This window comes from Streptomyces cyaneochromogenes, from assembly GCF_003963535.1.
GTDB classification, from domain to species: Bacteria; Actinomycetota; Actinomycetes; order Streptomycetales; family Streptomycetaceae; genus Streptomyces; species Streptomyces shaanxiensis.
The window spans coordinates 3,348,365-3,364,967 of record NZ_CP034539.1 but is presented as its reverse complement, the minus strand read 5'-3'; the positions used below and the strand labels follow the sequence as shown (position 1 = coordinate 3,364,967).

The 16,603-nt window shown below is 69.1% G+C and carries 20 protein-coding genes; 11 read left to right on the top strand and 9 right to left on the bottom strand.

Annotation, left to right across the window (positions count from 1 at the left end; genetic code table 11):
• The first annotated feature begins 3 nt into the window (after window positions 1–3).
• The 4 genes from EJ357_RS15020 to EJ357_RS15005 all read left to right on the top strand — a co-directional run bounded on the left by EJ357_RS15020 (window position 4) and on the right by EJ357_RS15005 (window position 3,852).
• Window positions 4–921, top strand: a complete 918-nt coding sequence (locus tag EJ357_RS15020; RefSeq protein WP_126392104.1) for an SCO2523 family variant P-loop protein — start codon at window positions 4–6, stop codon at window positions 919–921.
• On the top strand, window positions 918–1,898 hold the full coding sequence (locus EJ357_RS15015; RefSeq protein WP_126392103.1) for an SCO2522 family protein: 981 nt from the start codon (window positions 918–920) through the stop codon (window positions 1,896–1,898). The genes EJ357_RS15020 and EJ357_RS15015 overlap by 4 nt, the downstream gene beginning before the upstream one ends.
• A gap of 1 nt (window position 1,899) precedes the next feature.
• On the top strand, window positions 1,900–2,871 hold the full coding sequence (locus EJ357_RS15010; RefSeq protein WP_126392102.1) for an SCO2521 family protein: 972 nt from the start codon (window positions 1,900–1,902) through the stop codon (window positions 2,869–2,871).
• Window positions 2,872–2,976: 105 nt separating this feature from the next.
• Entirely contained in the window at window positions 2,977–3,852 is an 876-nt protein-coding gene (locus tag EJ357_RS15005) for a DUF6879 family protein (protein ID WP_228473069.1), read from the top strand.
• Here the strand turns inward: EJ357_RS15005 and EJ357_RS15000 are convergent.
• Window positions 3,836–4,033, bottom strand: a complete 198-nt coding sequence (locus tag EJ357_RS15000) for a DUF397 domain-containing protein (RefSeq protein WP_126392100.1) — start codon at window positions 4,031–4,033, stop codon at window positions 3,836–3,838. The genes EJ357_RS15005 and EJ357_RS15000 overlap by 17 nt on opposite strands.
• Window positions 4,015–4,848 (bottom strand): helix-turn-helix domain-containing protein, encoded by an 834-nt coding sequence (locus EJ357_RS14995; protein WP_126392099.1) that lies wholly within the window; start codon window positions 4,846–4,848, stop codon window positions 4,015–4,017. The genes EJ357_RS15000 and EJ357_RS14995 overlap by 19 nt, the downstream gene beginning before the upstream one ends.
• 317 nt (window positions 4,849–5,165) lie before the next feature.
• On the opposite strand from EJ357_RS14995, the gene EJ357_RS14985 reads away from it, so the two are divergent.
• The 4 genes from EJ357_RS14985 to EJ357_RS14970 are packed head-to-tail and all read left to right on the top strand — an operon-like array spanning window position 5,166 to window position 7,685.
• A complete protein-coding gene (locus tag EJ357_RS14985) occupies window positions 5,166–5,381 on the top strand; it encodes a hypothetical protein (RefSeq protein WP_126392097.1) in 216 nt (71 codons plus the stop codon).
• 30 nt (window positions 5,382–5,411) lie between these two features.
• Window positions 5,412–6,035, top strand: coding sequence for a DUF1266 domain-containing protein (locus tag EJ357_RS14980; RefSeq protein ID WP_126392096.1), 624 nt, complete (start codon window positions 5,412–5,414; stop codon window positions 6,033–6,035).
• A gap of 26 nt (window positions 6,036–6,061) precedes the next feature.
• Complete coding sequence (gene recO / locus EJ357_RS14975; RefSeq protein ID WP_126392095.1) at window positions 6,062–6,808, top strand: DNA repair protein RecO; 747 nt, start codon at window positions 6,062–6,064, stop codon at window positions 6,806–6,808.
• A 40-nt stretch (window positions 6,809–6,848) separates the two neighbouring features.
• Window positions 6,849–7,685: an isoprenyl transferase gene (locus tag EJ357_RS14970; RefSeq protein ID WP_126392094.1), complete on the top strand. Its 837-nt coding sequence runs from the start codon at window positions 6,849–6,851 to the stop codon at window positions 7,683–7,685.
• Window positions 7,686–7,815: 130 nt separating this feature from the next.
• Here the strand turns inward: EJ357_RS14970 and EJ357_RS14965 are convergent, their stop codons facing one another.
• From EJ357_RS14965 to EJ357_RS14950, 4 genes are read right to left on the bottom strand one after another with little or no spacing between them, the layout of a single operon-like run.
• Window positions 7,816–8,226 (bottom strand): Fur family transcriptional regulator, encoded by a 411-nt coding sequence (locus tag EJ357_RS14965; RefSeq protein ID WP_093909474.1) that lies wholly within the window; start codon window positions 8,224–8,226, stop codon window positions 7,816–7,818.
• 58 nt (window positions 8,227–8,284) lie between these two features.
• Complete coding sequence (locus EJ357_RS14960) at window positions 8,285–9,187, bottom strand: metal ABC transporter permease (protein WP_126392093.1); 903 nt, start codon at window positions 9,185–9,187, stop codon at window positions 8,285–8,287.
• Window positions 9,187–9,954 carry a metal ABC transporter ATP-binding protein gene (locus tag EJ357_RS14955; protein WP_126392092.1) on the bottom strand — a complete coding sequence of 256 codons (768 nt, stop codon included), beginning with the start codon at window positions 9,952–9,954 and terminating at the stop codon, window positions 9,187–9,189. Before EJ357_RS14955 ends, EJ357_RS14960 begins: the two co-directional genes overlap by 1 nt.
• Window positions 9,955–9,974: 20 nt before the next feature.
• Window positions 9,975–10,940, bottom strand: a complete 966-nt coding sequence (locus EJ357_RS14950) for a metal ABC transporter substrate-binding protein (protein WP_126392091.1) — start codon at window positions 10,938–10,940, stop codon at window positions 9,975–9,977.
• 162 nt (window positions 10,941–11,102) lie between these two features.
• Between EJ357_RS14950 and EJ357_RS14945 the strand changes: the two genes are divergently transcribed.
• Window positions 11,103–12,485 carry a glycine--tRNA ligase gene (locus EJ357_RS14945; RefSeq protein ID WP_126392090.1) on the top strand — a complete coding sequence of 461 codons (1,383 nt, stop codon included), beginning with the start codon at window positions 11,103–11,105 and terminating at the stop codon, window positions 12,483–12,485.
• Between the two features lie 138 nt (window positions 12,486–12,623).
• The gene (locus EJ357_RS14940; RefSeq protein WP_126392089.1) at window positions 12,624–13,535 is read left to right on the top strand and encodes a DUF4394 domain-containing protein; all 912 of its coding nucleotides are present in this window, start codon (window positions 12,624–12,626) and stop codon (window positions 13,533–13,535) included.
• Between the two features lie 57 nt (window positions 13,536–13,592).
• Here the strand turns inward: EJ357_RS14940 and EJ357_RS48285 are convergent, their stop codons facing one another.
• Together EJ357_RS48285 and EJ357_RS14935 are read right to left on the bottom strand one after the other, a co-directional pair.
• Entirely contained in the window at window positions 13,593–13,745 is a 153-nt protein-coding gene (locus EJ357_RS48285; RefSeq protein WP_175647398.1) for a hypothetical protein, read from the bottom strand.
• Between the two features lie 148 nt (window positions 13,746–13,893).
• A complete protein-coding gene (locus EJ357_RS14935; protein WP_126392088.1) occupies window positions 13,894–15,003 on the bottom strand; it encodes an endonuclease/exonuclease/phosphatase family protein in 1,110 nt (369 codons plus the stop codon).
• Between the two features lie 216 nt (window positions 15,004–15,219).
• Between EJ357_RS14935 and EJ357_RS14930 the strand changes: the two genes are divergently transcribed.
• The gene (locus EJ357_RS14930; protein WP_126392087.1) at window positions 15,220–15,825 is read left to right on the top strand and encodes a LysE family translocator; all 606 of its coding nucleotides are present in this window, start codon (window positions 15,220–15,222) and stop codon (window positions 15,823–15,825) included.
• Here the strand turns inward: EJ357_RS14930 and EJ357_RS49335 are convergent, their stop codons facing one another.
• The gene (locus EJ357_RS49335; RefSeq protein WP_228473068.1) at window positions 15,826–16,599 is read right to left on the bottom strand and encodes a hypothetical protein; all 774 of its coding nucleotides are present in this window, start codon (window positions 16,597–16,599) and stop codon (window positions 15,826–15,828) included.
• Between the last annotated feature and the right edge of the window lie 4 nt (window positions 16,600–16,603).

The window sequence follows — 16,603 nt, the reverse complement described above, 5'->3', positions numbered from 1 at the left end:
ACCGTGCTGATCTTCGCCGCCTCCGACAAGGGAGGCACGGGCCGCTCCGTGACCAGCGCCAACCTCGCCTACCACCGAGCGCTGGCCGGGGACGACGTCTGCTACCTGGACTTCGACTTCGGCTCGCCCACCGCGGCGGCCGTCTTCGACGTCGTCGACGCCCGCCAGGACACCGAGGACCGCGGCCTGCACGCCTATCTCATAGGGGAGGTGAGCGAACCGGCCCGGATCGACGTCTGGTCCGAGACCGAGCACCAGGTACTGCGCTTCCCGCCGCCCGGCTGCGGCCGCCTCGTGCTGATGCCCGGCGACGTCAGCGGCGGCGAGTTCGCAACCGGCGAGGAGAACCTGCGTCGCTGCGTCGACCTGCTGATGACGCTCTACTACGAGTTCGACCTCGTCGTCATCGACCTCAGCGCCGGCCGCTCCTACGCCGTCGACATGGTCCTGGAGGCCACCGCACAGCCCGAGATGAGCGAGGTCACGGCCCGCTGGCTGGTCTTCCACCGCTGGACCCGCCAGCATGTGGGCGCCGCCGCCAGCCTGGTCTTCGGCAAGCGCGGCATCCTCGCCGGCGGCGTCGACCGCGGTCACGACGAGGAGGAGCTGCGCAACTCCATCCGCTTCGTACGGGCCGCCGTGCCCGACCCCGAGTCCCCGCTGTGGTCCCAGGTCTCGCCCACCCAGTCGGCATGGATGCGCAAGACCGACGGCGACCTCAAGCAGCTCGCCTCCAACCACGGCATCGGCTACAGCCAGGTCCTCGGCTCCGTACCTCTCGAACCGGTCCTGCAATGGCGTGAGCAGCTCATCACCGACGAGGACGTGCTCGACAGCCAGATCGCCAACGAGGCGACCTGGCAGGCGCTGAACCAGCTCGCCGGACGCCTGACCGACGACAAGTACTGGGAGCAGGCGTGACCGAAGCCGTGTTCCAGGAGACCACCGCGGAGCTGCGCACCCAGTCCGTGCCGCTGGCCCACCTCTCCCTGGAGCTGGGCCACCTCTACATGGAGGACTTCGAGGCGGGCCCCAAGCGCCTCGGCGAGCACTTCGCCGAGGTGCGGATCTGGGTGGACGCCGTACGGGCGTCGATGGCCCGGCGCAGCAGGCGCCCGCGTATCAGCACCTGCTTCCTCATCGACGACTACTTCACCCGCTTCTCCACCCCGGCCGAGCTGATCCCGATGGTGCTGAAGGAGGCCGAGAAGGCGGGGCTGGTCATCGACTACCTCGCCCGTGAGTCGGCCTGCGCGGTCGCCGACCGCATCGACCTCGCGGAATCGGTCATGCACCGGCTCGTCGAGTCACCGCCGCCCGGCAGCTACGGCTCCCGCCCGCCCGTCAGCCAGACCGGCTGGCTCGCCAACGGCCAGCGCACCCCCACGATGCCCGGTCCCGCCCTGAGCAAGGCCAAGGGCTGGGAGCCGCCCCAGGAGACCGCGGCCCGCAACCACTCGGTCTTCATGGACGTCGAGCTGTGGTCGGAGAAGGACGGACGGCGGCTGTGGTCCTGCCCGTTCCTGGCCGCCGTATGGCAGCTGGCCCGCCTCGGGCTCCTACGGCACCTCGGTGAGCCCGTGCTGGTGCCGAAGGAGTGGCAGGGCGAGGACTTCCCGCACGACTGGGACCGGCTCGACCCCCTGCTCAGGCTCACCGACACCAAGGTGCCGTTCAGCGCGTACCGCACGTGCACGCTCATGCCGAACCGCTTCCTCGCCGTCGAGGACGCCGTACGGCTCGTCCTGGACCAGATAGACGTCGACGCCGGGGCCCTGAAGCAGGTCGAGGAGCGGTCCGCCGCCGAGGGGATCCCGGTGCCGGCCGCGGTCGCGCAACGCGCCACCTACGTCTTCTACGAGGAGCCCGGCGACTCCTCCGGGGCCGAGGAGACCTGAGATGACGGCGGCCCCCGGACAGCCCGCACGCTCGGTCCTCGCCTGTGGCGAGGTACGCACCTGTCTGCTCCCGTCCCTCCAGGCACTGGATCGCCGGGCCGCCGCCCAGTTGCTCAGGCTCCGTGCCGACGTCGACGTGCGGATCTCCGAGCGGCCCACCATGTACGTCCTGTCCCCGGAGGTCCTGACCGGCGTGGACTGCCGGCTGCCCACCTCCAACGGCAGCAAGGTCCGGGCCGTCGGTACGGTGGCCGCCCGCGCGGCGCTGACCGAGGGCCGTCTGCTGCAGTCGACCGCGTACTTCAGCCTCCCGGCCGCCGGGCCCGACATCCGGCGCCCCTGGGGCCAGTACCTGGTACGCCCCGGCCTGGTCGAGCCGTTCGGCAAGCTGCCCCAACAGGCCGCCGCGGAAGGCGCGTTGCGCGGTGCGGGGCGCGGCGAACTCGACCTCGGGATGATCGCCGAGGGCCTGCTCGCCCAGCTCCGCCGCCACGCTCTCCTCGACCGCCGCGTGCCGTTCAAGTCCAGCCCCACGAAGCTGCGTTGGGTGGCCCGGCGCGAACCGGAGGGCGAGCGGGCGTCCCTGGTGAGCTTCGTCGTGGCCGAGGGCGGACTGCGGACCATGGAGCTACGGCTGCCGGAGCACATCCCGGCCGCATCCGCGGCGGGCATTTGCGAGGATCTCGCCCTGCACGACTGGCTTTTGACGACCGTTCAGCACATGCTTGACAACAGCCGTCTCGGCACGGCGGACGGGCCTTCGGTCGTGGAGGCGCTGCAGCCGGTCGTGGTTCATCTGCTGCATCTGTGGATGCCGCGGGCGCATGTGGACCCCGCGCTGGGTCATCTGTGGGACGTACTGGAACAGAAGCCGGGGTTCTCCCGACAGTGGGAGAACCTGAGCCGACGCATCAGAGACCGACTGGCCCTCCAGGCCGTGGCGACGCCGAACCAGGAGCTGAGCGCGCGCTGAGGGCGGTACCAGAACCGAATACCCGACGGGGGATGAGAAATGAGCGGAGCGTCATCGTTAGGAGCAGGGAACAACGGACAAGCCGTACCGCGCCAGGATCAGCGCATGCCCAAGCTGTTCTGGCGGATCCTGATCACCGCCGTGGCGGCCGGCTTGGCCTTCCTGCTGACGAGCATCCTCAGCGAGGACGACGGCAATATCTGGCAGTGGACCGCGTCCATCGTCATCGGCAGCGCGGTGCTGATCGTGCAGTACCTCGTGGACTTCAGTGAGCGGCTGGAGAAGGTCGACCGTCGCTTCGCGGAGATCATCGCCGCGACGGAGCTGTTCAGCCAGGTCGACGGCTCGGTGCTGCGCTCCGACAAGGTGACTCGGCTGGTGCTCGGGTACACGAAGGTCGGCGAGCAGGGCGGCGACATCGTGGAGGCCTTCGCGGAGAAGGAGCTGGGCCGCCTCGCCAGACTGATGGAGGGCCTCGGCAGCGGCAATGCGGACTGCCCGGGTGAGAACCACGAGTGGCTGATAGACATCACCGACTGCGCCAAGATGACCATCTTCGCCACCAGCACCTCCGTGGACCGGGACTTCTGGTCCAGCGAACCCGCGAAGCGCTATCTCGCCGCGCAGGAGAAGGCCATCAGGGCACGGGGCGTGGAGGTGCGGCGCCTGTTCCTCGTGGACACGGAGGCGGAGATCACCGAGAGCCTGCGGCAACTCTGCGACAAGCAGCGCAGGAGCGGCATCGACGCGCGTATCTCGACCCAGTCCCAGGCGGGGCCGGACGCTCCGCTGCTGAACGACGTCATCATCTTCGACGGGGAGCTGTGCTACGAGATGCAGCCGGACGTCCGGGGCAGGCCGGCCATGACGAAGCTGAAGATGACACGTGAGCACGTCGAGGAACGCATCGAGGACTTCAACGCGCTGTGGGCCGCGGCACCCGAACCGGAGGTGCCGCAGAGGGTCACTTCAGAGACGTGACGAAACCGCTCCAGACGGGGGCGGGGATGAGGAGTACGGGGCTGTCCGAGGCGAGTTTGGTGTCTCGGACGGGGACTACGCCAGGGACTCCGTCGGCTACCTCGACGCAGTCCTCCCCGCCGCTACCACCGCTGTAGCTGCTCTTGCGCCAGCGTGCGTTGCTCAGGTCGTACTCGCGCATCGTCTGTAGTCCTCCGCTGCCGACTCGATCAGGGCCAGAGACGCCTCCCGCGACAGCGCGGTGGCCCTGAGGAGATCGTAAGACGCCTGGATCCGCTTCACCACAGCTGGGTCGTCCAGCAGGCTCCCCGAAAGCACCCCCTCTGTATAGATAGTTGGCGGGGCGTCCTCGAACTCCATGAGCTTCATCATCTTGCCCATCTCAGGGTGCGCCCCAGCAGCAAACGGCAGCACCTGGACCAACACCGTGCGCTCTCGCATCATCGCCGCGACCTTGTCCAGCTGACCCGCCATGACCCCCGCTTCCCCGACGGGGACGCGCAGGGCGGCCTCGTGCAAGATCGCCCAATACACGGGCCGTGTAGCGTCCTTGAGGAGCTGCGTCCGGTCCATGCGGCCTCTGAGCAACTCCTCGATGTACTCGTCGGCGGCGAGTGGATTGCCCGCCAGGAAGACCGCCCGTGCGTACTCCGGCGTCTGGAGAAGCCCCGGGATCACCATCGGCGCGTACTCGCAGATCTTCGTCGCCAGCCGCTCCAGCTCCGCCACATGTGCGAAGTACTCCGTATACGGCTGCTCCCTGATGAGTCTCTTCCACATCCGCTCGAAAATACCGTCGGTTTGCAGCGCCTCGTCAATCCGCTGTGCGACGTCCAATTGTGGCTTTCGAATCGCCTGTTCGAACTGGCCGATATAGCCACCGGATACGAAGACTCGCGACCCCAGTTCCACTTGAGTCATCCCCGCGTTCTCCCGGCGTCGCTTCAGCTCGCTGCCGAAGAACTCCCATGCCGCCAACCGCGAATCGTTGGCCATGGCCAACCCCCTTGTACTGCCCCGCACTTGTAGAGCACAGACTCCTGCCGAGTGTAGGCGTCGCAGGTCACCATGGAAGTGCAAAGAGTGAAACCCGAATAGGAGGGGAGTTCAGTGACGGCACGACACTCGGCGCGCTGCGTCGAAGAAGCGGAGGAAGCAGTGAAGGAATTGCGGGCGGTGCTGGAGAAGGCAGGAATTACGCTCCCGACACTCCGGATCGACCCGGCGAGTCTCGCGCGTGAAGCCCCTTGCCCGCTCGTGGAATTGGGTCGATGTTCCGTCGAGACGGTGCAGCGGCTCACGGCGGTTCTGCGATGAAGCCGCCGATCGGCGCGTACGTCGTCGACACCCGTTCGGGTCGGATCGGCATCGTGATGGGGCATGAGGGGCCGTATGTCCAATTGAGACCGTATGGCGGCGGCAAGGAGTGGGACGCCGACCCGGGGTCCGTACGCACCGCCACACCCGCCGAGCGGCTCCGCGCGGCGACCGCGTACGCCAACGCACGCAGCCGGGGTGAGGTTCCTTGACGTAGGGGCCTGCGCATAGGGTGCGGCGGCATGGGCCTGTGGAGATGGAGGAGAAGAGGGGCCAAGGCGTCCCGCCGCTACCCCGTGCCGCTCACCATGCACCAGCTGTGGATGGTGTCGCTGAGCGCGCCGGTGAGCAGGGACCGGGGCGTCTCGCGCACCACGCTGTACCCGTTCGCGCGGATCGACGGGGACGGGGCCCGGCGCTGGTTGGCGGAGCAGTGGGAGATCACCACGCGTGAGCAGCTGGTCGGCCGCCTCGACGGGCTGTCCCGCACCGGGTACCGGGCGCGGGCGTACCAGCTCACCGGCGTCGCGCCGCTCGCCTGGGACGCCGCCCTGTACGTCGACATCGCCCGCCGTGGCTTCGCCTGCGGGCTGATCGACGAGTCCGACGCCTGGACCGCGCTGAAGAACATCGTGCCGAGGGTGGCGGGGACGTACGGCTCGTGGAGCGAGTACGCCGATCACTATCTGCTCGGGCGGCAGGTGTGGCGGGACGGGCTGCGCGGCGGGGAGGGCGCCTCCGGACTGCCGGCGTCGCAGTCGGTGGCCGACGCCCATCTGCAGGCCCTCCTGGACCCGGCGAACCGCGCCAGCCCATGGAGCATGGCCCCCTGGGACGCCATAAGCCACCCCGACCGCACCCGCTGACTCCCGCCGTACGCGAGAATGAGCCCATGAGTCTGTTCCGCGACGACGGCATCGTGCTGCGCACCCAGAAGCTGGGTGAGGCGGACCGGATCATCACGCTGCTCACCCGGGGGCATGGGCGCGTGCGGGCCGTGGCCCGTGGCGTGCGGCGTACGAAGTCCAAGTTCGGTGCCCGGCTCGAACCCTTCTCCCATGTCGACGTGCAGTTCTTCGCGCGGGGGAGCGAGCTGATCGGGCGGGGGCTGCCGCTGTGCACGCAGAGCGAGACCATCGCGCCGTACGGCGGTGGGATCGTGACGGACTACGCGCGGTACACCGCCGGGACGGCGATGCTGGAGACGGCGGAGCGGTTCACGGATCACGAGGGCGAGCCAGCGGTGCAGCAGTACCTGCTGCTGGTGGGGGCGCTGCGGACGCTCGCACGCGGTGAGCACGCCCCGCACCTTGTTCTCGACGCGTTCCTGCTGCGGTCGCTCGCCGTCAACGGCTACGCCCCGACGTTCAGCGACTGTGCGAAGTGCGGTATGCCCGGACCGAACCGCTTCTTCTCGGTCGCCTCCGGGGGCTCGGTCTGTGTCGACTGCCGGGTGCCCGGTAGCGTCGTACCGTCGCCGCAGACGCTGGAACTGCTGGGTGCGTTGCTCACGGGAGACTGGGAGACCGCGGACGCCTGTGAGTCGCGGTACGTCCGCGAGGGCAGCGGGTTGGTGTCCGCGTATCTGCACTGGCATCTCGAACGCGGGCTGCGTTCGCTTCGTTACGTAGAGAAGTAAGCCGGAAGAGAAGCAAGCCGGAAAAGGAGACGAGAAGCACATGGTGGTAAGCGGGATCCTGGGGCGCCGGCGCCGAGAGTACAAGGCGCCGGAGCCGCACCCGTCCGGTGCCCGCGCGCCGAAGCTCCCCGGCGAGCTGGTTCCGAAGCATGTGGCGATCGTCATGGACGGCAACGGCCGCTGGGCGAAGGAGCGGGGGCTGCCGCGCACCGAGGGGCACAAGGTCGGTGCCGAGCGGGTGCTGGACGTGCTGCAGGGCGCCGTCGAGATGGGCGTCGGGGCGATCTCGCTGTACGCCTTCTCCACCGAGAACTGGAAGCGGTCGCCGGACGAGGTGCGCTTCCTGATGAACTTCAACCGCGACTTCATCCGCAAGACCCGTGATCAGCTCGACGAGCTGGGGATCCGGGTGCGGTGGGTCGGGCGGATGCCGAAGCTGTGGAAGTCGGTCGCCAAGGAGCTCCAGGTCGCCCAGGAGCAGACCAAGGGCAATGACAAGCTGACCTTGTACTTCTGCATGAACTACGGCGGGCGGGCCGAGATCGCGGACGCGGCGCAGGCGCTTGCGGAGGATGTGAAGGCGGGGCGGCTGGATCCGTCCAAGGTCAACGAGAAGACCTTCGCCAAGTACATGTACTACCCGGACATGCCGGACGTGGACCTGTTCCTGCGCCCGAGCGGCGAGCAGCGCACCTCCAACTACCTTCTCTGGCAGAGCGCCTACGCCGAGATGGTCTTCCAGGACGTGCTGTGGCCGGACTTCGACCGGCGTGACCTGTGGCGGGCGTGTGTGGAGTTCGCTTCGCGGGATCGGCGGTTCGGCGGGGCGATCCCGAATGAGGAGCTGCTGGCCATGGAGGGCCGGACGGAGGAGTGACGGTGCGTTGGGGTGCGCGAGGAGGCTTTCGCCCCCGCCGCCCCTACCCGTCCCGTCCTTCTGGGGCTCCGCCCCAGACCCCGCTCCTCAAACGCCGGAGGGGCTGATTTCAGCCCCTCAGGTCAACGGCTCAACCCGCGGCGCACTCCGCGCACGTACCGAAGATCTCCACCGTGTGCGCCACGTTCACGAAGCCGTGCTCCGCGGCGATGGCGTCCGCCCACTTCTCCACGGCCGGGCCCTCGACCTCTACGGCCTTGCCGCAGACGCGGCAGACGAGGTGGTGGTGGTGTTCGCCGGTCGAGCAGCGGCGGTAGACGGACTCGCCGTCGGAGGTGCGCAGGACGTCGACCTCGCCGGCGTCGGCGAGGGACTGCAGGGTGCGGTAGACCGTGGTCAGGCCGACCGAGTCGCCCTTGTGCTTGAGCATGTCGTGGAGATCCTGCGCGCTGCGGAACTCGTCGACCTCGTCGAGGGCCGCCGCCACGGCTGCCCGCTGCCGGGTCGCGCGGCCCTTCACGGGCGGTCCAGCGGTCGTCACCGTTGCCTCCTCACGTCTGCACTTGCCGGGCCATTGTGCCAGCCCGGACCCACAGCGGTCAGACGCCGACCTTTCCGTCGGATTCCCGGCTGGCCGGAATCGCGCACTCCGCCGGGTCACCGGCGGGCTCCCCTGTGGCCATGGCACGGGCTCTGCGGCGGGCCAGCGGGGCCGCCAGCGCCGTCAGCGCGATGAACGCGCCGATGGTCAGCAGCACGATGGTCGCGCCGGGCGGGACGTCCTGGTAGTAGGACGTGACCGTGCCGCCGATCGTCACCGTGACGCCGATGCCGACGGCGATCGCGAACGTCGCAGCGAAGCTGCGGCTCAACTGCTGGGCCGCCGCCACAGGGACGACCATCAGCGCGCTGACCAGCAGCAGGCCGACCACCCGCATGGCGACGGTCACGGTCACCGCCGCCGTGATCGCCGTGAGCAGGTTCAGGGCGCGCACCGGAAGCCCGGTGACCCTCGCGAACTCCTCGTCCTGGCTCACCGCGAACAGCTGGCGGCGCAGACCGAGGGTGACCAACACCACGAAGGCGGCGAGCAGAACGATCGCGGTCACGTCCGACTCGCTCACGGTCGACAACGAACCGAACAGGTACGACGTCAGGTTCGCGTTCGAGCCCGTCGGCGCGAGGTTGATGAACATCACGCCGCCGGCCATACCGCCGTAGAAGAGCATCGCGAGGGCGATGTCGCCACGGGTGCGGCCGTACCAGCGGATCAGCTCCATCAGGACCGCGCCGAGGACGGAGACCAGCGTCGCCATCCACACCGGGGACCAGGAGAGCAGGAAGCCCAGGCCGACACCGGTCATCGCGACGTGGCCGATTCCGTCGCCCATCAGGGCCTGGCGGCGCTGGACCAGATAGATGCCCACGGCGGGTGCCGTGATGCCGACCAGGACCGCGGCGAGCAGCGCCCGCTGCATGAAGTCGTAGTTCAGGAAGTCCATCAGCTCAGCAGTCCCGTCCGGATCGGTTCGGCGTCGTGAGCCGCGTGCGGGTGTACGTGGTCGTGGCCGGGCAGCGCGTGCTGGCCGACGGCCTTCGGGGGCGGGCCGTCGTGCAGGACGCAGCCGTCGCGCAGGACCACCGCGCGGTCGATCAAGGGCTCCAGGGGGCCCAGTTCGTGCAGCACGAGGAGGACCGTCGCACCGGCCGCGACCTGCTCCCGGAGGGTGCGCGCGAGCACTTCCTGGCTGGCCAGGTCCACGCCCGCCATCGGCTCGTCCATGATCAGCAGTTCGGGGTCGGAGGCCAGGGCGCGGGCGATGAGCACCCGCTGGTGCTGGCCGCCGGAGAGGGCGTCCACGGAGTCCTTGGCGCGGTCGGCCATGCCGACCAGCTCCAAGGCATGCCGTACGGCCGCGCGGTCGGCCTTGCGGAAGACGCCGAAGCGGGTGCGGGACAGGCGGCCGGACGAGACGATCTCCGTCACCGTGGCCGGGACGCCGCCCGCGGCCGTCGTGCGCTGCGGGACGTACCCGACCCGCGCCCAGTCGCGGAAGCGCGCCCGCGGGGTGCCGAACAGCTCGATCTCGCCGGCGCTGACCGGCACCTGGCCGATGACGCTGCGTACGGCCGTCGACTTGCCGGAGCCGTTCGCGCCGAGCAGCGCGACGACCTCACCGCGGTTCACGGTGAGGTCGATGCCGCGCAGGACGGGGCGCGAGCCCAGCTCGGCGCGGACGCCGCGCAGCGATATGACGGGCTCGGTCATGCCGTCCTCCATGGGGTCGGTCACTTGGCTCCCAGGGCCGTCTTCAGGGCCGTGAGGTTGGCCTCCATGACCGAGAAGTAGTCGTCGCCCTTGGACTTGTCGGTGATGCCCTCCAGCGGATCGAGCACGTCCGTCTTCAGGCCGGCGTCGTCGGCGAGGGTCTTCGCGGTCTTGTCGGACACCAGTGTCTCGTAGAAGACGGTGGTCACGCCGTCGGCCTTGGCCTCCTGCTGGAGCTCCTTGATCCGGGCCGGGCTGGGCTCGCTCTCCGGGTCGAGACCGGCGATGGCCTCCATGGTCAGGCCGTAGCGCTCGGCGAGGTAGCCGAAGGCGGCGTGGTTGGTGAAGAAGACCTTGGTCTTGGTGTCCTTCAGCCCGTCCGCGAACTGGGTGTTGAGACCGTCGAGCTTCTTGACCAGCGCGTCGGTGTTCTTCTTGTAGTCGGCGGCGTGGTCCGGGTCGGCCTTCTCGAAGGCCGCGCCGACACCCTTGGCGATCTCGGCGTACTTCACCGGGTCCAGCCAGACGTGCGGGTCGAGGGCGTGCTCCTCTTCCTCCTCGGAGTGCGCCTCCTCGCCCTCGTGCTCATGGCTGTCCTCAAGGCTGCCGTGGTCCTCGAGCTTGGTGAGCGTGGCGGCGTCGATCTTGGTCTTGGCGCCGGACTGGGACACGGCCTCGTCGACGGCCGGCTGGAGACCCTTGAGGTACAGAGCCGCGTCGGACTCCTCGATCTGCGCCCGCTGCTGCGCGCTGACCTCCAGGTCGTGCGGCTCCTGGCCGGGCTCGGTCAGACTGGTGACCTTCACATGGTCGCCGCCTATCCGCTCGGCGAGGAAGGCCATCGGGTAGAACGACGCGACGACGTCGAACTTCTCCGTGTTGCCGACCGCCGCGCTGTCCGAGGAGCAGGCGGACAGCGTGCCGAGACCGAGGGCGGTCACGGCGGCGATGGCAACCCCGGATATGTGGTGTCGTCGTACGTTCATGACACTCATTTTCAGCAAATATGGAAACCATTGTCAACAACCGTGAGCGGCTGTCCACAGAGGGCAACCGATTTGGTTGAGGGCCAGCCCCCGCCGGTACCCTGAAGCATTCGCTGTGAAGCGCCTCGCTTCGTCGCCCGTCGTCGTAATGAAGAGAGCACCGTGGCCGCCGACAAGATCGACACCATCGTCAGCCTGAGCAAGCGCCGTGGCTTCGTATTCCCCTGCAGTGAGATCTACGGCGGCCAGCGCGCCGCCTGGGACTACGGGCCGCTGGGTGTCGAGCTCAAGGAGAACCTGAAGCGCCAGTGGTGGCGCTACATGGTGACGTCGCGCGAGGACGTGGTCGGTATCGACTCGTCCGTGATCCTGGCCCCCGAGGTCTGGGTCGCCTCCGGCCACGTCGCCACTTTCACGGACCCGCTCACCGAGTGCACCTCCTGCCACAAGCGGTTCCGCGCGGACCACCTCGAGGAGGCGTACGAGGCGAAGAAGGGCCACCTCCCGGAGAACGGCCTCGCCGACATCAACTGCCCGAACTGCGGCAACAAGGGCCAGTTCACCGAGCCCAAGCAGTTCTCGGGTCTGCTCTCCACCCACCTCGGCCCGACGCAGGACAGCGGCTCCATCGCCTACCTGCGCCCGGAGACCGCCCAGGGCATCTTCACCAACTTCGCCCAGGTGCAGACTACTTCGCGCCGCAAGCCGCCGTTCGGCATCGCGCAGATGGGCAAGTCCTTCCGCAACGAGATCACGCCCGGCAACTTCATCTTCCGCACCCGCGAGTTCGAGCAGATGGAGATGGAGTTCTTCGTCAAGCCGGGCGAGGACGAGAAGTGGCAGGAGTACTGGATGGAGCAGCGCTGGAACTGGTACACCGGCCTGGGCCTGCGCGAGGAGAACATGCGGTGGTACGAGCACCCGAAGGAGAAGCTCTCCCACTACTCCAAGCGCACCGCTGACATCGAGTACCGCTTCCAGTTCGGCGGCAACGAGTGGGGCGAGCTTGAGGGCGTCGCCAACCGCACCGACTACGACCTCGGCGCTCACTCCAAGGCCTCCGGCCAGGACCTCTCCTACTTCGACCAGGAGGCCGGCGAGCGCTGGACGCCGTACGTCATCGAGCCGGCGGCCGGTGTCGGCCGCGCGATGCTGGCGTTCCTGCTCGACGCCTACGTCGAGGACGAGGCGCCGAACGCCAAGGGCAAGATGGAGAAGCGCACGGTGCTGCGTCTCGACCACCGCCTGGCCCCGGTGAAGGTCGCGGTGCTCCCGCTCTCCCGCAACCCCGAGCTGTCCCCGAAGGCCAAGGGCCTCGCGCAGGCGCTCCGCCAGAACTGGAACATCGAGTTCGACGACGCAGGCGCGATCGGCCGCCGCTACCGCCGCCAGGACGAGATCGGTACGCCGTACTGCGTGACGGTCGACTTCGACACGCTGGACGACAACGCGGTGACGGTCCGTGAGCGTGACTCGATGAAGCAGGAGCGCGTGTCGCTGGACCAGATCGAGGGCTACCTGGCGGGCCGGCTGGTCGGCGCCTGACTCTGCTGAAGACCCCGGTTTCGTTACGGACGTAACAGACGTAACGAAACCGGGGTTTTGCCCATCCAGGGCGCATACGGCTCCGAAGGGGAGGCATGCGCGGCCCGCAGGGGGCCACGCGTCTCTTACGGGGGCATCATGCGCAAGCAAGCAGTCATCGGCGTGACCACGCTGGCCCTGGCCGTCGGCACCATCGGTTTTGTCGCCGCGAAGGACAACAGCGGGTCCTCTCCGGCGCTCTCGACCCAGTCCGGCACCGCGGCCGGGCGGGCCCAGGCGTCCGCTGACCGGCTCGTCGCCGTCGGGCTGACCGGCGACCAGCGTCTCGTCCGCTTCCGCGTCGACCGGCCCGGCGTCGTCCTCCCGCTCGGCAAGGTGAACGGCCTCCAGGGCGACAGCAGGCTCGTCGGCATCGACTTCCGGGTGCAGAACAACACGCTGTACGGCGTCGGCGACAAGGGCGGCGTCTACACGATCCGCGAGATCGGCGCCAAGGCCACGAAGGTCTCTCAGCTGAGCGTCGCCCTCCAGGGCACCAGCTTCGGCGTCGACTTCAACCCGGCCGCGAACCGGCTGCGCGTCATCAGCGACACCGGCCAGAACCTCCGCCACAACATCGACGACCCGGCGGGCGCCCCCGCCGCGGGCACCACGGCCGTCGACGGCACCCTCACCAACCCGCCGGTGCCGCCCGCGACGACCGGCGCGACGGCGACGGGCGTGACCGGCGCGGCGTACACGAACAACGACCTCGACGCGACGACGGCCACGACCCTGTTCGACCTCGACACGACCCAGGACCAGGTGTCGGTCCAGTCCCCGGCCAACGCGGGCAACCTCGCCCCGACCGGCAAGACGGGCGTGGACGTACCGCGCGACTCGGGCTTCGACATCTACAGCTCGGCGAACTCGGGCACCAACACCGGTTATGCGGTTACCGGGTCGCGGGTCTTCCGGGTCAACCTGCTTACGGGTAGGGCGACTTCGACCGGGGCCTTCCCGCAGGGGCGGCAGGTGGTGGATTTGGCGGTGCCGTTGCGGCAGGGGTGAGGGGGGTGGTTCGGGCTCCCGGTGGGTGTCGACGCCGCCGGGGCCCGTCCGGGTCGGTCAGCGCTCCGCTCTTGCCCACAGGGCGGCGAGGTCGAGCCGGAAGTGCCGGATCCCGCCGCGTCCGGCCGACAGGAGACGGGCGTCGTCGGTGAGGGCGAGGCTGTGGATGCCTTGGGGTGCGGGCAGTACCGCCATTCGCCCGCTGAGCATGTGCCACAGGTGGAGGCGCCGGACGGATGCGTTTCACCGCGATACGGCGGGCCTGGATGCCCGCCAGACCCAGGAGTGACGACACCCCGAGCGTGACCGGCGCTGCGGCTACCGCGGCGGCGATCTCGCAGGCATGCGGAACCGGCCTTCAGAAGTCCAGATCGACGTAGAGCGCGGCATGGTCCGAAGCCGCGTTGATCTTTGACGTCACTTCCTCGAAGCGCTTGGTGTCCGGGAGCGGCGGCTCCCAGTAGATTCCGCGCTTCTCCAGGGCGACGTGCTGCACCCGGTGCCGCAGCGGTGGCGGGAGCAGCAGGTAGTCGAGTTTGTCGCTCGGCTCGTCGCACTGGCCGTGTGTGCCGGGGCCTCCCCGGTAGGAGGAGTGGGTCATCACGTCCTGCAGGCCGGTGTCCAGGAGAACCTCGAGGGGCTCGCTCTTCAGGTCGTCGTTGAGGTCTCCGGCGACCACGACGTGCGGCGTGCGCTCCCGGGCGGCCTCGTAGATCTCCGCGACCCGCTTGGCCTGGGCCAGGCGCAGGGCCGGGTCGTCCATGAACTTGCTCTTGAGGTGGTTGCCGAGAACGATCAGAGGCGCCCCGTTCAGCTCGATCTCGAACTCGGGGCAGTCACGGCTGAACAACGGCTCGCCGGGACGGTCCGGGTCGGGGTCGAAGAGATGGGACCGGACGGAGGTGATGGGGTGGCGGCTGAGGATCCCGATGTCGATGCCGCGGCTGTCGTTGCCGTCGATCAGCATGTTGAAGGGGTATGGCCGCTTGCCGAGTACGCCGGCCAGGATCTGCTGGTTGAAGCGGTCCAGGGTCAGCCGGTCCTCGACCTCCACCACGACCAGGATGTCGGCATCGACCGCGTCGACCACCCGGCCGGTGTTCCGCACCGCCTCCGTGTCGAGTTCCTCCCGTACGAGTTCGGCCCAGCCGGCCCATGTGCCACGGCCCGTGGCCTTGATCTCCGTGGACCCCGGCTCCTTGAACAGGCTGGACTTCTTTCCCGGGCGGGTCTCATTGATGTAGATCGGCGGGGGGTCCTCCGGGTTCCAGGCGTTGGCGCGGTGCTTCTTCACCAGCGCGGAGATCCGTGCCTTGTCCTGCGCGTCGTAGGTCGTCAGGTTCAGCAGCGAGACCAGCGTGCTGAAATCGGCGAGGACCTCGTTCCGCTGCGTCGCGTCCGCCAGGTTGAACGCCTTGGGACGGCGGAAGAGGTTCTGCGCGTTGAAGGTGGCGATACGAACGATCACGGCAGCCTCCCGCGGGCGGCGCATGAGCACCGGGCGGCCGACGGCAGGCGCCGCCGAAGTGACTGCTCGCCGACAAATCCCATTCTCCGAGGGGTGGGGGAGGGTGTCCAACGGAGTCGGACGGTTCGGACGGGCCGCCCGGCCCTCCGATTGGTCCAGCAGCCCGGCCGTCGATTGGCCCTGTATCCCCGTGTGCGGCGGCACAAGGGTGGCGGCATGAGTCTCGCCTTTCTCCTCACGACCCTCGTCGTCGTGGCCACCCCCGGCACCGGCGTCGTCTACACCCTCGCCGCAGGCCTCTCCCGCGGCCGCCGCGCAAGCGTCGTCGCCGCCTTCGCCTGCACGCTCGGGATCGTGCCGCACATGCTGGCCACCATCACCGGACTGGCCGCGCTGCTGCACGCGAGTGCGACCGCGTTCCAGATCCTCAAGTACGCCGGGGTCGCCTATCTGCTGTACATGGCTTGGGCCATGCTCAGGGACAAGGACGCCATCGCGGTGGACGAGGGCGCCGCGCCGCTCTCCTCGGGGCGGGTGATCGTGCGGGGAGTGCTGATCAACATCCTCAATCCGAAGCTGACGATGTTCTTCCTCGCCTTTCTCCCGCAGTTCGTGGACCCGGGCGCGGCGAACGCCCTGCCGCGCATGCTGGCGCTGAGCGCGGTGTTCATGGCGATGACGTTCGCGGTCTTCGCGGCGTACGGGGTGCTCGCCGCCTCCGTGCGCGATCACGTCATCTCCCGGCCCCGGGTGATGGCGTGGCTGCGGCGGACCTTCGCGGGAGCGTTCGTGGCGCTGGGGGCCAAGCTCGCGTGGACGTGATCAGCGGGCGAAGGCGGCGAAGAGGGTGTCGATGCGCAGGCGCAGGTCGGCCGCGGTGGCGCCCTTGACGGCCACCGAGACCATGTCACCGTCTTCGACGTCCCGCGCGACGCGGATCTCCAGGGAGTGGGCGGGGCCGGTCAGCGGGTAGGAGTACCAGGCGTCCGGGTCCTCGTTGTCGGTCGGATCGAGGCCGATCTCGATCGTCTCCCAGTCGGTGTCGTCGAAGGCGTGGTTGACGTAGTCGGCGAGGAGTTCGACGAAGGGGCGGAGGCGGGACTCCTCGCAGACGGCGCCGGTCATCTCGTCCGGCTCGGTCTCCGGGTACGTCTCCCGCCGCGCCGGGTCGGTCATGCGCAGCCCGGCCCCGACCGCGTACAGGTCCCTGATGGTGACGTGGAAGTGAGCCCAGAGATCGAGCTCGCGACGGGTGACGTCCGGGGCGTGCGCGGCGGGAGGCAGGCGTCGGACGTACCTGCCGCGGGCCTCGTCCAACGGGAATGGGTCCGCCAACGCCTCGCGCCAGCGCGCGAGTTCGGGTGCGTAACGGGCCTCGGCCGCCTGCGGGGTCACGTCGAGGTAGTGGGCGATGTCCGCCCACGAGGCGCCCCGCTCACGCTCGAACACGACCGCCCGCACCACCAGCTCTTCGGCGTGCTCCACCAGCTGCCGGGCCTCGCTCACCCGGCCGCCGGGGCCGGTGTCGGCGTCGTTGCGGGTGACCACCAACGTGCCCGCCCCCCGGGCGAGGTCGGCCGCGGCCTGGCTGAGCACGAGC